Origin of the sequence: Gorillibacterium sp. CAU 1737, assembly GCF_039888655.1 — a bacterium.
Lineage (GTDB): Bacteria > Bacillota > Bacilli > Paenibacillales > NBRC-103111 > Gorillibacterium.
Window position 1 is genome coordinate 100,418 of sequence record NZ_JBDQQO010000010.1, and the last position, 20,982, is coordinate 121,399.

At 56.3% G+C, this 20,982-nt stretch carries 16 protein-coding genes; all 16 read left to right on the forward strand.

Going from position 1 to position 20,982, the window contains the following annotated elements; all coding sequences use genetic code 11:
• The first annotated feature begins 53 nt into the window (after nt 1-53).
• The 16 genes from AAFN83_RS18600 (at nt 54) to murD (ending at nt 20,928) form a co-directional block, all read left to right on the forward strand.
• Nucleotides 54-1,739 (forward strand): peptide ABC transporter substrate-binding protein, encoded by a 1,686-nt coding sequence (locus tag AAFN83_RS18600; protein ID WP_347772129.1) that lies wholly within the window; start codon nt 54-56, stop codon nt 1,737-1,739.
• A gap of 211 nt (nt 1,740-1,950) precedes the next feature.
• Complete coding sequence (locus AAFN83_RS18605; protein WP_347772131.1) at nt 1,951-2,889, forward strand: ABC transporter permease; 939 nt, start codon at nt 1,951-1,953, stop codon at nt 2,887-2,889.
• Nucleotides 2,890-2,892: 3 nt separating this feature from the next.
• The gene (locus AAFN83_RS18610; RefSeq protein WP_347772133.1) at nt 2,893-3,810 is read left to right on the forward strand and encodes an ABC transporter permease; all 918 of its coding nucleotides are present in this window, start codon (nt 2,893-2,895) and stop codon (nt 3,808-3,810) included.
• 12 nt (nt 3,811-3,822) lie between these two features.
• Nucleotides 3,823-4,860 carry an ABC transporter ATP-binding protein gene (locus AAFN83_RS18615; protein ID WP_347772135.1) on the forward strand — a complete coding sequence of 346 codons (1,038 nt, stop codon included), beginning with the start codon at nt 3,823-3,825 and terminating at the stop codon, nt 4,858-4,860.
• The gene (locus AAFN83_RS18620) at nt 4,860-5,819 is read left to right on the forward strand and encodes an ABC transporter ATP-binding protein (protein WP_347772137.1); all 960 of its coding nucleotides are present in this window, start codon (nt 4,860-4,862) and stop codon (nt 5,817-5,819) included. The genes AAFN83_RS18615 and AAFN83_RS18620 overlap by 1 nt, the downstream gene beginning before the upstream one ends.
• Before the next feature lie 157 nt (nt 5,820-5,976).
• A complete protein-coding gene (bshC, locus tag AAFN83_RS18625) occupies nt 5,977-7,608 on the forward strand; it encodes a bacillithiol biosynthesis cysteine-adding enzyme BshC (RefSeq protein WP_347772139.1) in 1,632 nt (543 codons plus the stop codon).
• 16 nt (nt 7,609-7,624) lie between these two features.
• A complete protein-coding gene (locus AAFN83_RS18630; RefSeq protein ID WP_347772141.1) occupies nt 7,625-8,881 on the forward strand; it encodes an adenosylhomocysteinase in 1,257 nt (418 codons plus the stop codon).
• A 148-nt stretch (nt 8,882-9,029) separates the two neighbouring features.
• On the forward strand, nt 9,030-9,467 hold the full coding sequence (mraZ, locus tag AAFN83_RS18635) for a division/cell wall cluster transcriptional repressor MraZ (RefSeq protein ID WP_347772143.1): 438 nt from the start codon (nt 9,030-9,032) through the stop codon (nt 9,465-9,467).
• Between the two features lie 50 nt (nt 9,468-9,517).
• Nucleotides 9,518-10,483 (forward strand): 16S rRNA (cytosine(1402)-N(4))-methyltransferase RsmH, encoded by a 966-nt coding sequence (gene rsmH / locus AAFN83_RS18640; RefSeq protein ID WP_347772145.1) that lies wholly within the window; start codon nt 9,518-9,520, stop codon nt 10,481-10,483.
• A 6-nt stretch (nt 10,484-10,489) separates the two neighbouring features.
• A complete protein-coding gene (locus tag AAFN83_RS18645; protein ID WP_347772147.1) occupies nt 10,490-10,897 on the forward strand; it encodes a hypothetical protein in 408 nt (135 codons plus the stop codon).
• 24 nt (nt 10,898-10,921) lie between these two features.
• Nucleotides 10,922-13,195: a penicillin-binding transpeptidase domain-containing protein gene (locus tag AAFN83_RS18650; RefSeq protein WP_347772149.1), complete on the forward strand. Its 2,274-nt coding sequence runs from the start codon at nt 10,922-10,924 to the stop codon at nt 13,193-13,195.
• 101 nt (nt 13,196-13,296) lie between these two features.
• Entirely contained in the window at nt 13,297-15,234 is a 1,938-nt protein-coding gene (locus AAFN83_RS18655; RefSeq protein WP_347772151.1) for a stage V sporulation protein D, read from the forward strand.
• A gap of 194 nt (nt 15,235-15,428) precedes the next feature.
• Nucleotides 15,429-16,970 (forward strand): UDP-N-acetylmuramoyl-L-alanyl-D-glutamate--2,6-diaminopimelate ligase, encoded by a 1,542-nt coding sequence (locus AAFN83_RS18660; protein ID WP_347772152.1) that lies wholly within the window; start codon nt 15,429-15,431, stop codon nt 16,968-16,970.
• Nucleotides 16,967-18,382, forward strand: coding sequence for a UDP-N-acetylmuramoyl-tripeptide--D-alanyl-D-alanine ligase (locus tag AAFN83_RS18665; protein ID WP_347772153.1), 1,416 nt, complete (start codon nt 16,967-16,969; stop codon nt 18,380-18,382). The genes AAFN83_RS18660 and AAFN83_RS18665 overlap by 4 nt, the downstream gene beginning before the upstream one ends.
• A 181-nt stretch (nt 18,383-18,563) precedes the next feature.
• Complete coding sequence (mraY, locus tag AAFN83_RS18670; RefSeq protein WP_347772155.1) at nt 18,564-19,526, forward strand: phospho-N-acetylmuramoyl-pentapeptide-transferase; 963 nt, start codon at nt 18,564-18,566, stop codon at nt 19,524-19,526.
• Nucleotides 19,527-19,530: 4 nt separating this feature from the next.
• Nucleotides 19,531-20,928, forward strand: a complete 1,398-nt coding sequence (gene murD / locus AAFN83_RS18675) for a UDP-N-acetylmuramoyl-L-alanine--D-glutamate ligase (RefSeq protein WP_347772157.1) — start codon at nt 19,531-19,533, stop codon at nt 20,926-20,928.
• Nucleotides 20,929-20,982 lie beyond the last annotated feature (54 nt).

Below are 20,982 nucleotides of genomic sequence, written 5' to 3' on the forward strand. Positions count from 1 at the left end.
CGCCTGCAAGTAGTTTTGTACAGAGAAAGCATATTGGATTGGGGAGGCATTTTATGAAGATCAACAAGGTACTTACTACCGCCGTTGCTGTCACCTTGATCGGTGGGGCATTCGCCGGATGCAGCAGCAAGAAGGATGAAGGGGCATCGCCTTCCGAGAATCCGAGCAAGTCGAGCACCGCTCCTGCCGCAGGAAGCAAGTCGATTAACATCTTGTTCTCCGCAGAGCCGCCCGATCTGGATAGCTCGAAAGCAACCACGAATGCTGCTTTCACCATGATCAACGCTCTGAACGAAGGTCTGTATCGTCTGGACCAAGACGGCAAGGCTCAGCCGGCTCTCGCCGCTGAACTGCCGACGATCTCCGCTGACGGCCTGACCTATACGATCAAGCTCCGCGACGGCCTGACCTTCTCGGACGGATCTCCGCTGACGGCTCAAAACTTTGTTGATGCTTACAAGCGTACCGTTGACCCGAACACGAAGGCTCTCTACTCCTTCATGATCGAATGGATCAAGGGCGGCGCTGCAGTCCACAATGCGAAGACGGCCGATGAAATTCAAAAGGCCAAGGACGCAATGGGCGTAAAAGCTCTCGACGAGAAGACGCTGGAAATTACGCTGGAAAAACCGATCGCCTTCTTCACGGCTCAACTCACCTTCCCGCTGTTCTTCCCGCAAAACCAAACGCTGGTTGAATCCGCTGGCGACGAATACGGCAAAGACCCGAACAAGGTTATCGGTGCTGGTCCGTTCGTTCTGAAAGAATGGAAGCACGAGCAATCCCTGACCTTCGTCAAGAATGAAAAGTACTGGGATGCAGCAAACGTGAAGCTCGACAAGTTCACGGTAACGGTTGTAAAAGACCGTGCAACGGCTGTCAACCTGTTCGAAACGAAGCAAGCTGACCTGACCGACCTCGGCGGCGACTTTGTTCAAAAGTACAAAGGCAAGCCGGAAGAGCAAGTCAAGCGCGAGCTGACGAACGCTTACCTGATGCTGGAACAAAAGAAAGCTCCGTTCCTCGCCAACAAGAACATCCGTCAAGCACTGAACATGGCGATCGACCGCCAAGCTCATGTTGACATCGTTCTGAAGAATGGTTCCGTTCCTTCCACCGGTCTCGTTCCAGTTGGTACGCAAGACGGCAACAACAACGAATTCCGTAAGACGGCTGGCGACACGCAACCGGCTTTCGATGCAGCTAAAGCAAAAGAATTGTATGCTAAGGGCCTTGAAGAACTCGGCATTAAAGAACTGCCGGCCTTCAAAGTAACGGCAGACGACACCGAAGGCGCTAAGAAGACCCTTGAGTTCATCCTGGCTCAATGGAAGCAAAACCTCGGCATTACCTCGGCTACGGCTGACCCGGTTCCGCACGAACTGCGTGTTGAACGTCAAGACAACAAGGACTTCGACGTGATCATCGCTCTGTGGGGCGCTGACTACAACGACCCGATGACCTTCATGGACCTCTGGACGACGACCAGCAGCTTCAACACGATGGACTACAGCAACCCGAACTACGACAAGCTGCTTGCTGACGCTGGCAACGAAACCGACCCGGCTAAGCGCGCTCAACTGCTCGTAGACGCTGAAAAAGCTCTGATGGACGACATGGGTGTCATTCCGCTGTACTTCCGTACGAAGGTTTACGCTCTGAACACGGCCGTCAAGGGTCTGTACTTCCCGGCATTCGGAACCGAATGGGAACTGAAAAATGTCGATGTTGTGAAATAATCATGAATCTGCCTGCATAATCAGGAAAAGGGGCCGTTCTCGCACCTTAAGAACGGCCCGTTTTTACTGAGCCGACGCGAGCAAACAGGGGATCTTCTCTGTTTTTTCGCGTCGACCCGATAAAACGGCCCTCATCCCGGCGAAAACCGGGGAAGGAGCCGTTTGTCCGTGTCCATGGCAGTGATCATAATTTTGGTTTAGGTGGTGCCTTATGGTAAAGTTTATTGTTCGCCGATTTCTTTACATGGTTGTCACGCTGTGGGTGATCATTACCCTCGTGTTCTTCCTGATGAAGAATCTCCCGGGCAACCCGTTCGGCGAAGCTTCCATGAAGCTTTCTGCGGAAGCGAAGAAAATTTTGATGTCGCAATATGGATTGGACAAGCCGGTATGGGAGCAATACCTGAAGTACATGTGGAATGTCCTTAACGGGGATCTGGGTCGTTCTTATCAATTCCCCACAACCAAAGTAACCGAAAAAATTACGCAAGCCTTCCCGGCTTCTGCGGAGCTCGGCCTGTGGGCTTTGCTGATTGCCGTTATTGTCGGCTTGTTCCTCGGTATTATCGCTTCCTTGAACCACAACAAAGGGCTGGACTACTCCGCCATGTTCACGGCTGTTATCGGTGTATCGGTGCCTTCGATGGTACTGGGTCCGCTTCTCTCTTACTATGTCGGCGTTAAGATGAGCTGGCTCGGATTGCCTCCCGGACTGTGGAATGGGCCGGAATCGCGCGTGCTGCCTGCTCTTGCCCTGTCATTCGGAACCATAGCGGTACTCGCTCGTCTAATGAGAGCCTCGATGCTTGACGTACTCAGCCAGGATTATATCAAGACGGCCAAGGCCAAAGGTCTTTCTCCGAACTCTACGGTTTGGAAGCATACGATTCGGAATGCCATCATTCCGGTTATCACCGCTCTTGGGACGATTACGGTCAACTTGATTACCGGTACGCTTATCGTCGAGCAAGTCTTCGCCGTACCGGGGCTTGGCAAGCACTTTGTGCAAGCCATCTATTCCAATGACTATACGATGATCGCGGGACTCACGATCTTCTACTCTGCGATCCTGATGATAGCTCTGTTCATCGTCGACATCACGTACGGTTTGGTTGATCCCCGTATCCGCATTTCGAAAGGGAGGTCCTAATTTATGCAGCAAATCAGCAAAGATCAATTCCTCCCCATCGAACGGGAGCAGCTGGGCACCGAGAAAATCGTACGCCCTTCGGTTAATTTCTGGGCGGATGCTTGGAGGCGTTTGCGCAAGAACAAGCTGGCCATGGGAGGCTTGATCATTCTTGTCGTCTTGACGCTGACGTCCATCATCGCGCCTTTTCTCACCAACCACACGTATGACTTCCAGGATTACAGCAACCTGAGCAAGTCCCCGAGCAAGCAATTCCTGTTCGGAACGGACGAGTTTGGTCGTGATCTGTGGACGCGTGTTTGGTGGGGAACTCGTATTTCTCTCTTCATCGGGATTGTCGCCGCTCTGGTCGACCTGGTTATCGGGGTTCTCTATGGCGGGATCTCCGCTTACTTCGGAGGCCGCGTCGATGACATCATGATGCGGATTATGGAAGTGATCTACTCCATTCCGTATCTGCTCGTAACCATCCTGCTCATCATGTACCTGGAGCCGGGCATCACAACCATTATCATCGCTTACTCGATTACCGGTTGGGTTGGCATGGCGCGCCTCGTGCGCGGCCAGATTCTGCAAATCAAAGAACAGGAATTCGTACTTGCGGCCCGCACCCTTGGTGCCAGCCCATGGCGGATCATCCTGCGCCACTTGATTCCGAACGCACTTGGGATCATCATCGTTCAAATTACGTTCGTAGTACCGAGCGCTATCTTCACGGAAGCGTTCCTCAGCTTCCTCGGCTTGGGGATCAAAGCTCCGCTTGCTTCCCTCGGCGCTCTGATCAGCGACGGTATCGGCGTTCTTCAATTCTATCCTTATCGTCTGGTCATTCCGACGATTATCTTCAGCTTGATTCTGCTCAGCTTCAACGTGCTCGGCGACGGCCTTCGCGACGCGCTCGACCCGAAGATGCGCAAATAAGGGGTGAAACAAATGGCAACAACCAATGAAAAGAATCGCATTCTGGAAGTTGACGACCTGCACGTCTCATTCAAAACCTACGCAGGCGAAGTGCAAGCGGTGCGCGGCGTCACCTTCCATTTGGATAAAGGGGAAGTCCTGGCGATCGTCGGGGAATCCGGCTGCGGGAAATCCGTAACGGCCCAAACGATCATGCGCCTGGTGCCAACGCCTCCCAGCTTCATCAAGAAAGGCTCGATTGTCTTCAACGAAAAGGAAGACATCGTCAAGTTGTCCGAACGGCAAATGCAGCGGGTTCGCGGTTCCGAGATGGGCATGATCTTCCAAGACCCGATGACCTCGCTCAACCCGACGATGACCGTCGGCAAGCAAATCAGCGAAAGCCTGATCAAGCACCAAGGAATGTCGAAATCGCAAGCGATGTCCCGTTCCTTGGAAATGCTGCGTCTGGTCGGCATCTCGAATCCGGAAGGTCGCTTGAAGCAATATCCTCACGAACTGTCCGGCGGTATGCGGCAGCGGGTAATGATCGCGATCGCCTTGGCTTGTAGCCCGAAGCTTCTGATTGCGGACGAACCGACGACGGCGCTCGACGTGACCATTCAAGCTCAAATCATCGAGCTTATGCAAGAACTGAAAGAAAAGACCGAATCCTCCATCATCATGATTACCCATGACTTGGGTGTCGTGGCCGAGATGGCGGATCGCGTTATCGTTATGTATGCCGGCAAAATTGTAGAAGAAGGAACGCTGGATGAAATCTTCTATGAATCCCGCCATCCGTATACGTGGGGCCTCTTGCGCTCGGTTCCTCGTCTGGACGCCGAGAACAAGAGCGACCTGGTTCCGATTCCGGGGACCCCGCCCGATCTGTTCGCGCCGCCGAAGGGTTGTGCGTTTGCAGACCGTTGTCCGTATGCCATGAAGGTATGCTTGGACAATGACCCCGAGAAATTTGTTGTGAAAGGCGAGCATCGTGCCGCCTGCTGGCTCTGCCACCCGGATGCGCCGAAAGTGGAACGTCCGGTTGAAACAGGAGGTGCAGTATAATGGCGGACAATCAATACATCCTGGAAGTTCAGGATATGAAGAAGCATTTCAACATCGGCGGCAAAAAGCTGAAGGCCGTTGACGGAATCACCTTCGGCGTTCGCAAGGGCGAAACCCTGGGGATCGTCGGGGAGTCGGGCTGCGGCAAGTCGACCGCCGGCAAGACGATCATTGGTTTGTACGACATTACGGGCGGAGACGTCCTTTTCCATGGCAAAAGCATCAAGAACATGAATACGAAAGACCGTCGCGCCTATTCGCGGAACATGCAAATGGTGTTCCAAGACCCGTATGCATCGCTCAATCCGCGGATGACCGTAGGTGATGTTATCGCAGAAGGCATCGACATTCATGGCCTCGCCAAGAACCGTGCGGAACGCACCAATCGCGTGCAAGAGCTGTTGGATGCGGTCGGTCTGAATGCGGAGCACGCGGGCCGATTCCCCCATGAATTCTCCGGCGGCCAACGCCAGCGGATCGGCATTGCCCGTGCGCTCGCGATTCAACCGGAATTCATCGTAGCGGATGAACCGATCTCCGCTCTGGACGTATCGGTTCAAGCTCAGGTCATCAACCTGTTCCAAAAGCTGCAAAAGGAACGCGGCCTGACCTACTTGTTCATTGCCCATGACTTGGCCATGGTCAAGCACATCTCTGACCGGATCGGGGTTATGTATCTCGGGAAGATGATGGAGCTCACGACTTCTGCTAAGCTGTATGCGAAGCCTTTGCACCCGTATACACGCTCGCTTCTGTCCGCGATTCCGATTCCGGACCCGGAAGTGGAACGCACCCGGGAGAGAATCATCCTGCAAGGCGAGGTTCCGAGCCCGATGAATCCGCCAAGCGGCTGCCCGTTCCGTACGCGCTGCCCGCATGCGATGGATGTCTGCGCGAAGACGATGCCTCCGATGAAAGAGATCGAAGAAGGTCACTTCGCGGCCTGCCACTTGTACTAATTCAAGAAGCCGCCCCTCCCGTTTGGGAAGGGGCGGTTTTTGTGTTGCCAAACCCGAGCAGATCGGTTGTTTTTTCAAAAGGGCCCATGTACAATCAGAATGAACTGCCTACGGCAACGCAAAGCGCCGAAGGCTTGAATTGGGGGGCTTGTTCAACTTGATATTGGAATCGATCACCCTCGCATCCGGGCAAGCCTTAGCGGAAACCTACCGCAAGGATTTCGCGCGGGTGCGCGACTTGTACGCATACAATCCTTGGGAGCCTGCGGAGTGGGAACGACGGGCGAAGAACCGCGATGAGAGCCCGGGCCCGCAAGCCGATCATCGGCAAATCGCAGATGTGCTTCATGCCTATAATCGAAGGATAGGCAATCGCGAAGAGGCCCTTCGACAAATAGAGCGGCTGCGGGAGCCGAGCGCCCTCGTCATGGTCGGGGGACAGCAGGCGGGTCTGTTCGGTGGAGAGCTTCTGGTTATCCACAAGGCCATTACGGTTCTCCATGCGGCCAAAATGGCGGAAGAGCAGCTGAGAAGACCGGTCATCCCGGTGTTCTGGATTGCAGGAGAGGATCATGATTTTGAAGAGGTCAATCACCTGACGCAGCTGACCCGCGGCCTCACGACGGAGAAGATCGTCCTGCCGCACCCGGACAAAACCCGCACCTCCGTAAGCCGGACCCGAATTCCCGATTGGGAGCCGGTGCTCGCGCAACTGGAGGATTCTCTGCTCGACACGGAATTCAAAACGCCTCTTATGGAGACGATGAAGGCTTATGCGTCAGCATCCGACACATTGTCGGACTTCTTCGCCAGGCTGATGGCGGAGCAGTTCGGCCAAGAAGGGCTGGTTCTGCTTGATTCCGATGATCCCGCTCTACGAGCCTGTGAGAAGGAGTTCTTTCGAGAGCTGGTACTTCGGCAGCCGGAGCTCAGCCGTGCGCTAGCGGATGGACGAAGCTCGGTCGAACGACTCGGGTATGCTCCGCAAGCAGAGGTGAATCCAGATGGTGCCAATCTGTTCGTCTTTGATGAGGAGACGGGCGAGCGGGTTCTTTTGTACCGTCAGGGAGAGGGCTTCACGGATCGCCGGGGAGAACGGCATTATACTCAGGAGGAGCTGCTCTCCTGGTTGGAGCGCTCACCACAGAGCTTTAGCAACAACGTGCTGACGCGACCATTGATGCAGGAATATGTACTGCCGGTGCTCGGAACAATTCTGGGACCGGGTGAGCTCGCCTACTGGGGACTCACAAGGAAAGCATTCGAAGCCTTCGAGATGGATATGCCGCTGCTCTTGCCGCGGAAAAGCTTCACCCTCGTCGGAGGAACGGTCGCCAAGCATATGCGAAAATACGGAGTAACCTTGGATGATGTGTTCACCCGTTTAGAGGAGCTCAAACGCGCTTGGCTGAAGGAACAGGATCAACTGGGGCTTGAGGATGGCTTTCAGCTGGCCAAAGAGCGTCTGCGGGAGGATTATCAGCCCATTGTAGAACTGGTATCATCCATTAATCCGGGAATGGCACGGTTGGCCGGCGTGAATCTAATGAAGATTATGGAGCAGGTGGAGTACCTGCAGACCCGATCGGTGGAAGCCTACCAGCAGCAATTTGACGCATCCATTCGGCAGTGGGACCATATTGCGATGGCCCTCTATCCGAACGGTAAGCCCCAGGAACGGGTCTATAACGCATGCGCTTATCTCGTCCGCTATGGGGACCGTTGGGTCCGGGAGCTCGTTGACTCCGTTACCGGGGAGTGGGGCGAGCATCGAGCGATTTACTTATAATCAGGAGGCGAATCTTGTGACGGCAAAAGAAAAAAGCATCATCGCAAACCCCGCTCTGGCAGCGGAAGGACATTTGAAAATCGAATGGGTCGACGCCCATATGCCCGTGCTGAACCGGATCAAGGAGCAATTTGTTAAGGAGCAGCCGTTCAAGGGGCTGAAGGTATCGATCTGCCTTCATCTGGAAGCGAAGACGGCCAATCTGGCACGAGTCGTTCAAGCCGGAGGGGCCGAAGTCACTATCACCGGCAGCAATCCGCTTTCTACGCAGGATGACGTCTGTGCGGCATTGGTCGAAGACGGAATCACCGTCATGGCAAAATACAAGCCGGAACCGGAAGAGTACAAGGCGATGCTGATCAAGTCGCTGGAGACGAAACCGGATCTGATTATCGATGATGGAGGAGAACTTGTTGCGCTCCTGCATACCGAGCGGCCCGACCTGATTGAAACCATTCGCGGCGGAGCAGAAGAGACCACCACCGGAATCATTCGCCTCAAAGCTCTGCAAAAGGAAGGTGCGCTTCAATTCCCGATGGTGGCCGTCAACGATGCGTACTGCAAGTACCTGTTTGACAACCGCTATGGAACCGGCCAATCGGTCTTCGATGCCATCAACCGGACCACGAACCTGGTCGTTGCGGGCAAAACGGTTGTCGTGGTCGGCTACGGCTGGTGCGGCAAAGGCGTCGCCATGCGCGCCAAGGGACTTGGAGCGAACGTCATCGTCACCGAAGTGGATGCGATCAAAGGCGTGGAAGCCTACATGGACGGCTTTGCCATTATGCCCATGGCGGAAGCGGCCAAGCTCGGCGATGTCTTCGTGACGGTTACCGGGAACAACAGCGTCATTCGCGGCGAGCATTACGACGTCATGAAGGACGGTGCTATCCTCGCAAATGCCGGTCACTTCGATGTCGAAGTGAACAAGCCGGAGTTGCTCGCACGCTCGATCACCAAGCGCGTCGTGCGCCACAACATTGAGGAGTACAAGCAACAGGACGGCCGTCGTCTTTATCTCCTCGCGGAAGGCCGACTCGTTAACCTTGGTGCAGGCGATGGTCATCCGGCGGAAATTATGGACATGACCTTCTCCCTGCAGGCGCTGTCGCTCAAGTACGTCAATGATCAGTACCAAGCACTCGGGAAACGAGTCCTCAATCTGCCCTACGAGTTGGACGAGCAGGTGGCTCGCTTTAAGCTGGAATCGCTTGGAACAAGCGTCGATAAGCTGAGCGAGGCTCAAATTGCCTACCTGAACAGCTGGAAGTAAGCGATTTTGCCCGGCAAAGATCAAATTCTTTTGAAATGATTAAAAAAAATCCTGCCATTGCGGCAGGATTTTTTGCTTTTGATGAGAATACTTACTATAATCGTGGAGAGAAGTGGGGCAAAGTGGAGGAAAGGGGTGGCGACCGCTCATGTTTATGGGGGAACATCAGCATAACATGGACGAGAAGGGCCGCCTTACGATTCCGTCCCGCTTTCGCGAGGAGCTGGGTGAGACCTTCGTTATCACCCGCGGATTGGACCAATGCTTATTTGTCTACCCGCTGTCCGAGTGGGCGGTGCTGGAGCAGAAGCTCAAAGCGCTTTCTCTGATGAAGTCCGATGCCCGTGCGTTCACGCGCTTTTTCTTTTCCGGGGCGATCGAATGCGAGCTCGACAAACAGGGAAGGGTAAATTTGCCGAAGAACCTGACAGAGCACGCCAAGCTGGACAAGGAATGCGTCGTGATCGGCGTCTCCAATCGGGTTGAAATATGGAGCCGAGAAGTCTGGAGCGATTATGCCCAGAAGTCGGAGGAGTCCTTCAACGAAATTGCGGAGAAGCTCGTTGACTTCGATTTTGATCTATAACCATGCTACATACACCGACACAAGCGGCAGTCAGGAGGCTAGACCCACTCATGTTTCATCATATAACCGTCATGAAGGAAGAAGCGGTAGAGGGGCTGAATCTCCGCCCCGACGGCATCTATGTCGACTGCACCCTTGGGGGGGCCGGGCATAGCGAGCGAATCGCTTCCCAGCTCGGGGAGAACGGTCGATTGATCGCTTTTGATCAGGATGAAACCGCGCTCGCCCATGCCAAGAATCGGCTGGCTCCCTATGCGGACCGCGTCCTTTTTGTAAAAAGCAACTTTCGCTACCTTCAAGAGGAATTAAGCAAGCTCCCTATCCCTCAATTAGACGGCATTCCTCAAGTCGACGGAATCCTCTATGACCTGGGCGTATCGTCCCCCCAACTGGATGAAGCGGAGCGCGGCTTCAGCTACAACCAGGAAGCGGAGCTCGATATGCGCATGGATCGCAGTTCTCCGCTTACCGCTGAGGAGATCGTCAACACCTGGGGAGAAGCGGAGATTGCCCGCATCCTTTTTGAATACGGGGAAGAGAAATTCTCCCGCCGTATTGCCGGCGCGATCGTGCGCGAACGCTCGGCGGCTCCGATTCGTTCCACCGTGCAGCTGGCGGAGATCGTCAAGGAAGCGATCCCGGCTGCTGCAAGAAGAACAGGCGGCCACCCGGCAAAGAGAAGCTTTCAAGCGCTGCGAATCGCCGTCAATGACGAGCTGAGGGCGTTTGAAGATTCGCTTAAGGAAGCGATCGCTTGCCTCGCCCCTGGAGGCCGGGTATCGGTCATCACCTTTCACTCGCTGGAGGATCGGATCTGCAAGCAGACCTTCGCGCGAGAGCTCGGCACGTGCACCTGCCCGCCCGATTTTCCCATTTGTACCTGCGGCCGCAAGGCTCGCCTGAAGCTGATCAATCGCAAGCCGATTGAGCCCTCCTCGGAGGAGCTCGAAACGAACCCGCGGGCTCGTTCTTCCAAGCTGCGCATAGCGGAGAAAGTAATCCATGAGAAGGAGTAGATGAACTTGGCGTACACGTATGGCAATCTGGCGGTAAGAGAAACGGAACGACACCAAGAGACCAAGAAACCCCAGAAACGCTCGAATCCGTCTCCCTCCCGCAAAACGCTCAAGCTGTCTGCTCTCGAAAAGCTCTTTTATCTTGCCATTTGCTTCGGGGTAGCGCTCATGCTCGGGTATCTCGTGCTTCTCAACTCCAAGCTCTACAACACGAACCATCAGATCTACCAGACCCAAAAAGAGATCAAGCTGCAGGACGAGAAGAATGCAGAGCTGAAAGCCATGCTGTGGACGGTCAAAAACCCGGAGAAGCTCTCCGCGGAAGCGATAACCGGCGGCTTCAAGCCGGTGCAGGAGGACCAAAAGCCGAGCCCTGACAACGGTGCGAACGACCGGAAGACGGCTTCCCGATAACCGGCGGGAGAAAGGGAGCTGCAAATGGAAAAACGTCTAAAAATCCGGTCCTTGTTGATCGGAGTCTTTTTTTTCTTGCTGTTTTTTGTCGTCGTCGGGCGAATCTATTGGATTCAGGTGGTAGAAGCCTCGAATCTGCGGGAGAAGGCAGAGGTGCTGTGGACCTCGACGGAAATTCTCAAGCCGACCCGGGGCTCGATCCTGGATCGCAACGGGCGTGGCTTGGCCGAAGAGGCTCCCGCTTACACCGTCGCGCTCAATCCGGAGCTGATTCACCAGCGCGGGATTGCCGATGAGGTGGCGAAGGGACTCGCCCAAGTTTTGAAGCAGAAGGATGAACCCGGCTACATCGCGGAATTGGAAAAACGCCTCTACGAGCTGGCAACCAAAATGCGCCCCGCTCCGAAAGAGGATCAATACATGATTGAAGTCGAGGTCAAGCAGGAAGGCTGGAAGATCAACGCCGAGAAGAAGCGCGCGGTGGAGGATTTCATCAAGCAGCTTCGAGATCAGCTTAAGGCGGACGGCAAGCCCTACTTGAATTCGGTTGGCGTTTACCTGAAGGAAACCGAGAAACGGTATTATCCGTTCGAACGGCTGGCCTCTCAGATTATCGGCTTCGTCAGCCGCGACGGCAGTGAAGCGATTATGGGGCTGGAGAAGAGTCTGGACGACCAGCTCACCGGAAAGCCTGGAAAGCTCGTGAAGGAGAAGGACCTGAAGGGCGTGGACATCCCCGGCTCGAAGGCGACCTTGACCAGCCCCGTTGACGGGAACCATGTGAAGCTTACGCTCGATCAGAACATTCAATATTACTTGGAAAAGGAACTTCGCCGCGCCCAGGAGGAGTTTAAACCAAAGAGCATGACCGCCATCGCCGTCAACCCGAAGACGATGGAGATTTTGGGCATGGCGAGCACGCCGGATTTTGATCCGAATGCATACTGGCAGTCCGAGCCGGCCTCCTACCGGAACCGGGCGGTGATGGATCAGATCGAGCCGGGCTCGACCTTCAAGATCGTCACCCTGGCGGCGGCAATCGAGCAAGGGCTGTGGAAGCCTCAGGCGTCTTTTGAATCCGGATCGGTCAAATTTCAAGGCATGAAGGAGATTCGCGACCACAATTGGAGCGGCTGGGGCACCATTTCCTTCATGGAAGGACTCGTTCGCTCCAGTAACGTCCTCTTCTCCAAGCTCGGTTACGAGCAGCTTGGCAAAGAGAAGTTCAAGTCCTACGTGGAGAAATTCGGCTTCGGGTCCAAAACCGGTATTGACCTGCCCGGTGAAGCAGCAGGCAACATCAACTTCAAGTACGAGTCTGACTATGCGCGTGCAACCTTTGGGCAGTCGGTATCCGTTAATGCGGTACAGCAGGCGGCAGCTTTTGCTGCGGTCGCGAACGGCGGGAAGCTGATGAAGCCCTATATTGTCAAGGAAATCATCGATCCCAAGACGGGGAAGCCGATTCAAACAAATCAGCCGGAAGTTGTTCGCCAGGTTGTGAGCCCGGAGGTAGCCCGGCAGACCACGCTCGCCCTTGAGCACGTCATGACCGATGAGCACGGAACCGGCGTCAATGCCGCCATTAGCGGTTATCGCATCGCAGGCAAGACCGGTACGGCCAACATCGTGCCGGAGGGAGAGAAGACGTACGCCGTCGGCCAATACGTCGTTTCCTTCTTTGGGTATGCGCCGATTGAAGACCCGCAGATTTTGATCGGGGTCATCGCAGATCGTCCCCAAATCAAAAGCTATCACGATGGGAGCCTGGTCACGCTGCCAGTCTTCAAAAATGTAATGGCCGAGACGCTCGCCTACCTTGGGATTCCCTCCTCGGACAGCAAGGCCAAGACGACGGAGGCCCAGGCAACGGCCAAGGTGCCGACGCTGACCAGCTTGACCGTGACCGAGGCGAAGCAAAAGCTGACCGATGCGGGGCTACATGTGGATGTTCTGGGCACTGGCGACAAGGTTACGCGCCAGCTTCCGACTCCGGGAACGGAGCTTCAGGTCGGCCGGAGCGTCGTCCTCGTCGCCGGAGCGGTGGGGAATGCGCAGGTGCCGGATTTGACCGGCATGTCCTTGCGCGACGCGGTGGAGATCGCCGCCCTTTTGCAGATGGACTATGAAATTCAGGGTGAAGGCTTCGTGGTATCCCAGAAGGTATCGACCAAAGGCTCGAAGAAGGTGCTGGAGCTGACCCTGAAGCCGTTTAGCGAATCGGATGAGTTAGCCAGCCCGACGCCAACCCCGGCTGAACCGGGAGGGTCGTCAGTTCCCGCCACTTCCGCACCCTAGTAACCCGGTTACCCTGATTCCGCAGGAGGCTTGTTCTATCCCGTTCACTTTCCGAATAGGCTTGGGATGAATCCCAATTGACGAATTCGGAGGGAACTGCCATGAAGCTGTCCAACGTTACGATGCGCCGCCGCCTTTGGTTTGCTCTCTTGGGGGGCGGCGTTGTCTTTGTCGCACTGATCCTCCGGCTCGCCTACGTCCAGCTCTGGCTCGGCCCCGAACTGACGGAGAAGGCGGAGAATTCCTGGCGCCGCGAGATCCCACATGCCGATAAGCGCGGTGAAATTTCGGACCGCAATGGTGTCCGGCTGACGTACAACATCAGCTCCCCGTCCGTCATTGCTGTTCCGGCGCAAATCCCGGACAAGCCGGCGGCGGCGGCAAAGCTGGCTCCTCTGCTCGGCATGACGCAGGAGAGTGTGCTGAAGCAGATTTCCGTTAAAAAGATGCTCGTGGACATCAAGCCGGCCGGCCGCAAGCTGTCCGAGGAGAAGGCGAAGCAGGTGCGGGCGCTCGGGTTGTCCGGTGTAGTCGTGGCCGAGGACAACAAGCGATTCTATCCGTACGGACAGTTGGCTTCTCATATCCTCGGCTTCACCGGAGGCTATAACCAAGGGCTAACGGGAATTGAAGCCAAGTATGACAAAGAGCTGAGCGGGGTCAAGGGCAGCGTGTCCTTCCTGTCGGATGCATCGGGGAAACGGATGCCGGGTTCCTCAGAGCATTTTCAGGAACCGAAGGACGGGCTCAACCTGCAGCTGACGATCGACTATTACCTGCAATCCGTCCTGGAGCGCGAGCTCGACAATACGATGACCCAAACGCAGGCGGACCAAGCCTGGGCGATCATGATGGACCCGAATACCGGCGAGATCCTTGCCATGGCGAACCGTCCGGGGTACGAGCCGGAGAATTTCAAGGAATACCCTTCGGAGATCTACAACCGGAACCTTCCGATTTGGATGACCTATGAACCCGGTTCCACGTTCAAGATCATCACCCTCGCGGCCGCGTTGGAGGAAAAGAAGATTACGTTCAATGAGCCCTTCTACGATTCGGGCAGCGTCAAGGTCGCTGGAGCGACCCTTCATTGCTGGAAGCGGGGGGGCCATGGCAGCGAGACGATGCTGGAGGTCGTGGAGAATTCGTGCAATCCCGGTTTTGTTCTCATGGGGCAGCGGCTTGGCAAAGAAAAGCTGTTCGACTATATCAGCCGGTTCGGCTTCGGCAAGAAGACGGGAATTGACCTGAGCGGGGAAGAGAACGGCATCCTCTTCAAGCTGCCGAAGGTCGGGCCGGTCGAGCTCGCCACCACGGCCTTCGGCCAAGGGGTATCCGTCACGCCGATTCAACAGATCGCGGCAGTCTCTGCGGCGATTAATGGAGGCAAGCTGCTAACGCCTCACGTGGTCCGCGCCTGGTACAATCCCGAAACCGGAGAAGAGGTCAAATCCGTCGAACCGGAGGTCAAGCGTCAGGTGATCTCGGAGGAAACCTCGAAGCAGGTGCGCTATGCATTGGAGAGTGTTGTGGCAAAAGGGACCGGGAAGAATGCTTTCCTCGATGGGTACCGCGTAGGGGGAAAGACCGGGACGGCGCAAAAGGTCGTGAACGGCCGTTACTCCGCCAGCGAGCACATCGTTTCCTTCATCGGCTTTGCGCCTGCGGATAATCCGCGCGTGATCATCTACGCGGCTGTCGATAACCCGCAGGGGGTCCAGTTCGGCGGCGTGGTGGCAGCTCCTCTTGTGAAGAATATGCTGGGCGACGCGCTTCGCTATATGGGCGTACAGCCAAGCAAGGATCAGCTCTCGCGCGAATATACCTATGGAGATGTCAAAACCGTGGAGGTCCCGAACCTCGTTGGAAGAACCGTCTCGGACCTGTTTGAGGATATGCGTTCCGATTTCCGGCTTGTGAAGTCCGGGACGGGAACGGTCGTGGCCAGTCAAGTTCCGAAGGCGGGTGCCCGAGTTGATGAGGGCACGACGATTCGTATCTTTTTAACGGAAGACACCAGTACAACGAAGAAGCAATAGAACCGCTAGTCTTGGCAGGTCTGTCGAAACGGTTACAGGCAGGGGGGAGAGCTTCTCCCCTGTTTGCCATTTCGCCGTTTTGGACCCGTTGACCCGCTCCAGCGAGCGGGCAGGAAATAAAGGTTTCTTGCTGATTAAAGCAAGTGTAGAATGGATATAAAGGAAAGGATACTCCCAGGAAGGACCTTAAACCCATGGACAACAATCAAACCGAAACTCCATCATACAACCGTTCGAATAGAGGGGAGTCGGCTATCCGCTTAAGTGAGCTCGCTTCCCTTTTTCCGTTTGCCCGATTGTCGGGGGGCGATCCTGCCCTAGCCGGGCTCACGACCGATTCGCGCAAAGTGGCGCCGAATGATCTCTTTCTCTGCCTGCCCGGTTATACCGTCGACGGTCATGATTATGCCGCCGCTGCTGTTGAGCGAGGAGCCGCAGCACTGGTTGTGGAACGGCAGCTCCCGCTGGACATCCCGCAGCTGCTCGTGAAGGATGCTCATTTTGCTTCGGCCGTTATCAGCAATCATTTGTATGGATACCCAAGCGACCAATTGAAGGTGATCGGAGTCACCGGAACGAACGGCAAGACCACCACCACGACGATTATCGACTATTTGCTGAGAGCGGAGGGGCATGGGACCGGCTTGATGGGAACCATCCGTACCGTGATCGCCGGCCAGTCCTACGATACGCCCAATACGACGCAGGAGGCAGCTGTCCTTCAGCGGAATTTCCGTGCGATGGCTGATGCAGGCGCCGGTTATGGAATTATGGAGGTTTCCAGCCACGCTCTCGATTACGGTCGGGTGAAGGGTGTGCGCTTCCGCACCGCCGTGTTCACCAATCTTACGCAGGACCACCTGGACTATCACAAGACGATGGATCGCTATCGCGAGGCGAAGGGCTTGCTGTTTTCCCGTTTGGGCAACGAGTTCAGCGCAGATCCGTCCCGGAGGCAATACGCCGTGCTGAATGCGGATGATGCAGCTTCCGCTTATTTCGCTTCCCTCACGAGTGTGCACACCCTCACCTATGGGATCGACCAAGCCTGCGACATTCGGGCTGAGGAGGTCAAGCTGACGAACCGCGGCACCGAATTCCGCCTGGTCTCCTATGCCGGTACAGCCCTTGTCCGTACGAAGCTTGTCGGCAAGTTCAACGTCTATAACGTTCTTGCTGCCATCGCTGCCGTGCTTCTGGAGGGGGTTCCGCTTGAGCGGATCATCCGCTATCTCGAAGGAATGCCATCCGTGGAAGGAAGGATGGAGCTGGTCGAAGAAGGGCAGCCGTTTCTCGCCCTGGTCGACTATGCTCATTCGCCTGACGGGCTGGAGAATGCGCTGTCCTCCATCCGCCAATTTGCGGAGAATCGGGTGATCACCGTCTTCGGCTGCGGCGGAGACCGCGACCGCACGAAGCGGCCGATCATGGCCGAGATTGCCGCCCGGTACAGCGACCATGTGATCCTCACCTCCGATAATCCGCGGACCGAAGATCCGCTTGCGATTCTTGCCGAGATCGAAGCGGGACTCGCCACGCTTCCGAGTGATCGCTATGAGGTGATCGAGGATCGGCGTACGGCGATTAAAAAGGCGGTTGAACAGGCAGGCCCCGGCGATGTACTATTGATTGCGGGCAAGGGACACGAAACCTATCAGGAAGTGAACCGCGTCCGCCATCATTTCGATGATCGCGAAGAATTGAGGACAGCCATAAAGGGAGCCGAAAATCAATGAAAAAGCCATTGTCCGAGATCGCCGCTCTGTCTGGAGCGAAGCTTCATGCGACCGATCCAACGGCTAAAAACCTGATCGTGAATGGAGTATCGACTGACACCCGCACCTTGACACAGGGAAGCTTGTTCGTACCGTTAACCGGAGACCGCTTTGACGGTCATGACTATTGGAACCAGGCGGTGGAGAACGGCGCGATTGCTGCGTTCTGGCAGGAGGATCATGCTGTACCGGAGGGGGCACCGCCGCTTCTTCTGACAAGCGACCCGCTGGCCTCGCTGCAGCAGTTGGCCCGCGCTTACCGGCGCGAGCTGGGGCTCACGGTTGTGGGCATTACGGGAAGCAATGGTAAGACCACAACCAAGGACTTGACGGCAGCCGCCTTGTCCACTGCTTTCCGCGTTCACAAGACGCCTGGAAATCTGAACAATCACATCGGCCTGCCGATCACCCTGCTCCAGATCGAGGAGGGGACGGAGGTCGCCGTCATCGAGATGGGGATGAGCGGCCGCGGCGAGATCGCCCTGCTTACAAGCATCGCGGAGCCAGATATTGCCGTCATCACAAACATCGGTGAATCGCATCTGCTTCAGCTAGGAAGCCGGGAGGAGATTGCGAGAGCGAAGACCGAGATTCTCTCCGGCCTCGCGAAGAACGGCCTCTTCCTCTACAATGGCGATGAGCCGCTCATTGAGCAGGTGCTTCCCGAGATGCCTCAGCCGGAAGGCATGAAGTGTCTCCGCTTTGGCGAAGGGACGGGGAATGAGCTGTACGCTGTGGATGTCCAACTGAGAGCCGATGGCAGTCAGTTTGGCATCAACAAAGCCGATTCTCCTGCATTTGAGATTCCGCTCATCGGCCGTCACAACGTCACCAACGCTCTTGCGGCTTATGCAGCGGCCCGTCATCTGGGCGTGAGCGACGACCAGATCAAGCAGGGCTTTGCATCTGCGCGGATTACCAGCATGCGCATCGAGCGCAAGGTTGCTCCGAGCGGTGCGGTCGTCCTGAACGACGCGTACAACGCCAGCCCCACATCGATGAAGGCCGCGCTTGCGCTTCTTGCCGAGGGAGACACCCAGGCAGTGAAGGGTGCGCGCAGGCTCGCCGTGTTGGGCGACATGCTGGAGCTCGGCAGCGGCGAGGCGGATTTCCACGCGGAAGTGGGGCGCGCCGCCGCTCGTGCCGGCGTGGACCGGCTGTATGCTTACGGTCCCTTGTCCGCTCATCTGGCGAATGCTGCCGCCGCCGCTATGCCGGAAGGAACGGTCCGGCATTATCGCGATAAGGCGGAGCTCATCTCCGACCTGATGAGCGAGGTTCGCTCGGGTGATACGGTCCTGGTCAAGGGCTCACGCGGCATGCGTCTGGAGGAAGCGGCGAATGCCCTTCTCTCGCATTCGCAGGTGGAGTAACCAAGGAAAACTTTGTCCCGCGAGGCATGGACGGCGTCTCGCGGGCATATCCCTTTTACTAGCAAATGTTCGGCTAGTTTTCAGAGAAACCGCACTCTTTTCTCCTCTCCCGCATATGCCAGAGAATGCAGCGGGGTTGTGAGGAGAAAGGCAGGATACCGAATAGGAGTTGTCTACTTTGATGGAGTTGAAAGAAGTTCTTTTTCCTCTGGGCGTCGCCTTCGTGCTCGCCTTGCTCGTCGGCCCGCTCATCATCCCCGTGCTTCGCAAGCTGAAATTCGGCCAACAGATTCGCACGGAAGGGCCGGCGGCTCATCAGAAGAAAAAAGGAACCCCTACCATGGGCGGAATCATTATCCTGCTTGCCCTTGCTTTATCCGCACTTCGGTTTGGCGGGAAGAATATCGAACTGGCCATCCTGCTCGTCGCAGCGCTCGGCTTCGGTCTCGTCGGCTTCCTGGATGACTACATCAAAATCGTGTTCAAGCGCTCGCTCGGCTTGACGGCGCTGCAAAAGCTGATCGGTCAGCTCCTTGCCGCCGCCATTGTCTGCTTCCTGCTCATTCAGAACGGACATTCCACCGAGCTGCCGATCCCGCTGACGGACATCCACCTGGACCTGGGCTGGTTCTACTACCCGCTCGCCATCCTGTTCATGCTGGGCATGGCCAACGCGGTGAACTTCACCGACGGCCTCGACGGCCTGCTGTCCGGGACAAGCGCAGTTGCATTCGGCGCGATGATCATCATCGCGATGAAGTTTCATCACCCGGAGACGGCGATTTTTGCCGCTGCTATGGTCGGTGCAGTGCTCGGCTTTCTTGTCTATAACGCGCACCCTGCGAAGGTCTTCATGGGGGATACCGGTTCTCTTGGAATCGGAGGCGGGTTTGCCGCAGCAGCGCTTCTGACGAAATCAGAGCTCGTCAGCTTCATCATTGGCGGGATCTTCATCATGGAAATCCTGTCGGTTGTGATACAAGTTGTATCGTTTAAGACTCGCGGCAAGCGGGTATTTAAAATGAGTCCCATCCACCACCACTTCGAGCTGTCGGGATGGTCGGAATGGCGTGTCGTCGTCTCGTTCTGGGCGGTCGGCTTCCTGCTCGCGGGACTCGGACTCTATCTGATCGAGGTGTTCTAAGTCGATGCGGCATCCGAGAGACTACCAAGACAAGGAAGTCGTCATCATCGGACTCGCGAGGAGCGGCGTGGCAGTGGCCAAGCTGCTCCATCAATGCGGGGCCAAGGTGACGGTCAACGATAAAAAAACGCGCGAGGAATGCCCGGAGGCGGAGGAATTAACGTCTCTGGGTGTTTCTGTGCTTTGCGGAGGCCATCCCGAAGGGATCATTCATCCCGGCGTAGAGCTCGTCGTGAAGAATCCCGGTATCCCTTACACGGCGGAGCCGATTCGTGAGGCGCTTCGCCTCGGCATCGAGGTGGTGACCGAGGTTGAGGTCGCGTACCAGATTTGTCCGGCCCCGATGATCGGCATCACCGGATCGAACGGCAAGACCACGACCACGACGTGGATTCACCGCATGTTGGACAAGGCAGGCATGCACCCCATTTTGGCCGGGAACATTGGCCGTTCGCTCTGCGATGCCTGTTCAGAAGCGTCCGAGGACAACTACATGGTCGTGGAGCTGAGCAGCTTCCAGCTCAAGGGCACGAGCTCCTTCCGTCCGCATATCGCGCTCCTGCTCAATGTGTATGAGACTCATCTCGACTATCACGGCTCCATGGAAGACTATGCTGGCTCCAAGGCGAAGCTGTTTGCCAATCAGGGACCGGACGATGTGGCGATCCTCAACTGGGATGATCCCTACTGCCGATCGCTCATTCCGTGGATTCAAGCCCGAATCGTTCTCATATCCATGACGGAGGAACTTCCTGTTGGCATCTTTCTTCGTGAGCGTAACGGTGAAGAGTGGATCATTTGGAGAGAGGAAGGAGGGCGCGAGCTCGCCCTATTGCCTTCCGCCAAGGTAGGCGTTCCAGGTCGACATAATGTTCAAAATGCCTTGGCCGCCTCGGCCGCTGCCCTATCTGCGGGAGCCGCCGCCGAGCAGGTGGCCGAAGCACTGCGGGAATTTCACGGGGTCGAGCATCGTCTTGAGCATGTGCGCGAGCGAAATGGAATATCTTATGTCAACGGCTCCAAAGCGACAAATCCGGCCGCTACCATCAAGGACCTGGACGCGTTCGACAAGGAGATCGTCCTCATTGCAGGCGGTCTCGACCGGGGCATGGAATACGATGACCTCTTGCCCTCCTTCCGCGACAAGGTGAAAGGCTTGGTGGCGCTCGGCCAGACGAGGGAGAAGCTTCTTCGTGTCGCTCGCGAAGCGGGGATTCAAGCTGCCGCGGCCGTGGAGACAACGGAACCCCAGGAAGCGATGGCGCAGGCGGTCAGGCTGGCGTCCGAGATGGCTCATCCCGGTCAAGTCGTGCTGCTTTCTCCAGCTTGTGCAAGCTGGGATATGTACCGCTCCTTCGAGGAGCGGGGGAGCATGTTTAAGGAGTCCGTGCATACCCTTTAACTAGGGGGCATGTCCGTACGATATTGCGCTTCACGCCCCCTTTGATATGAAGAG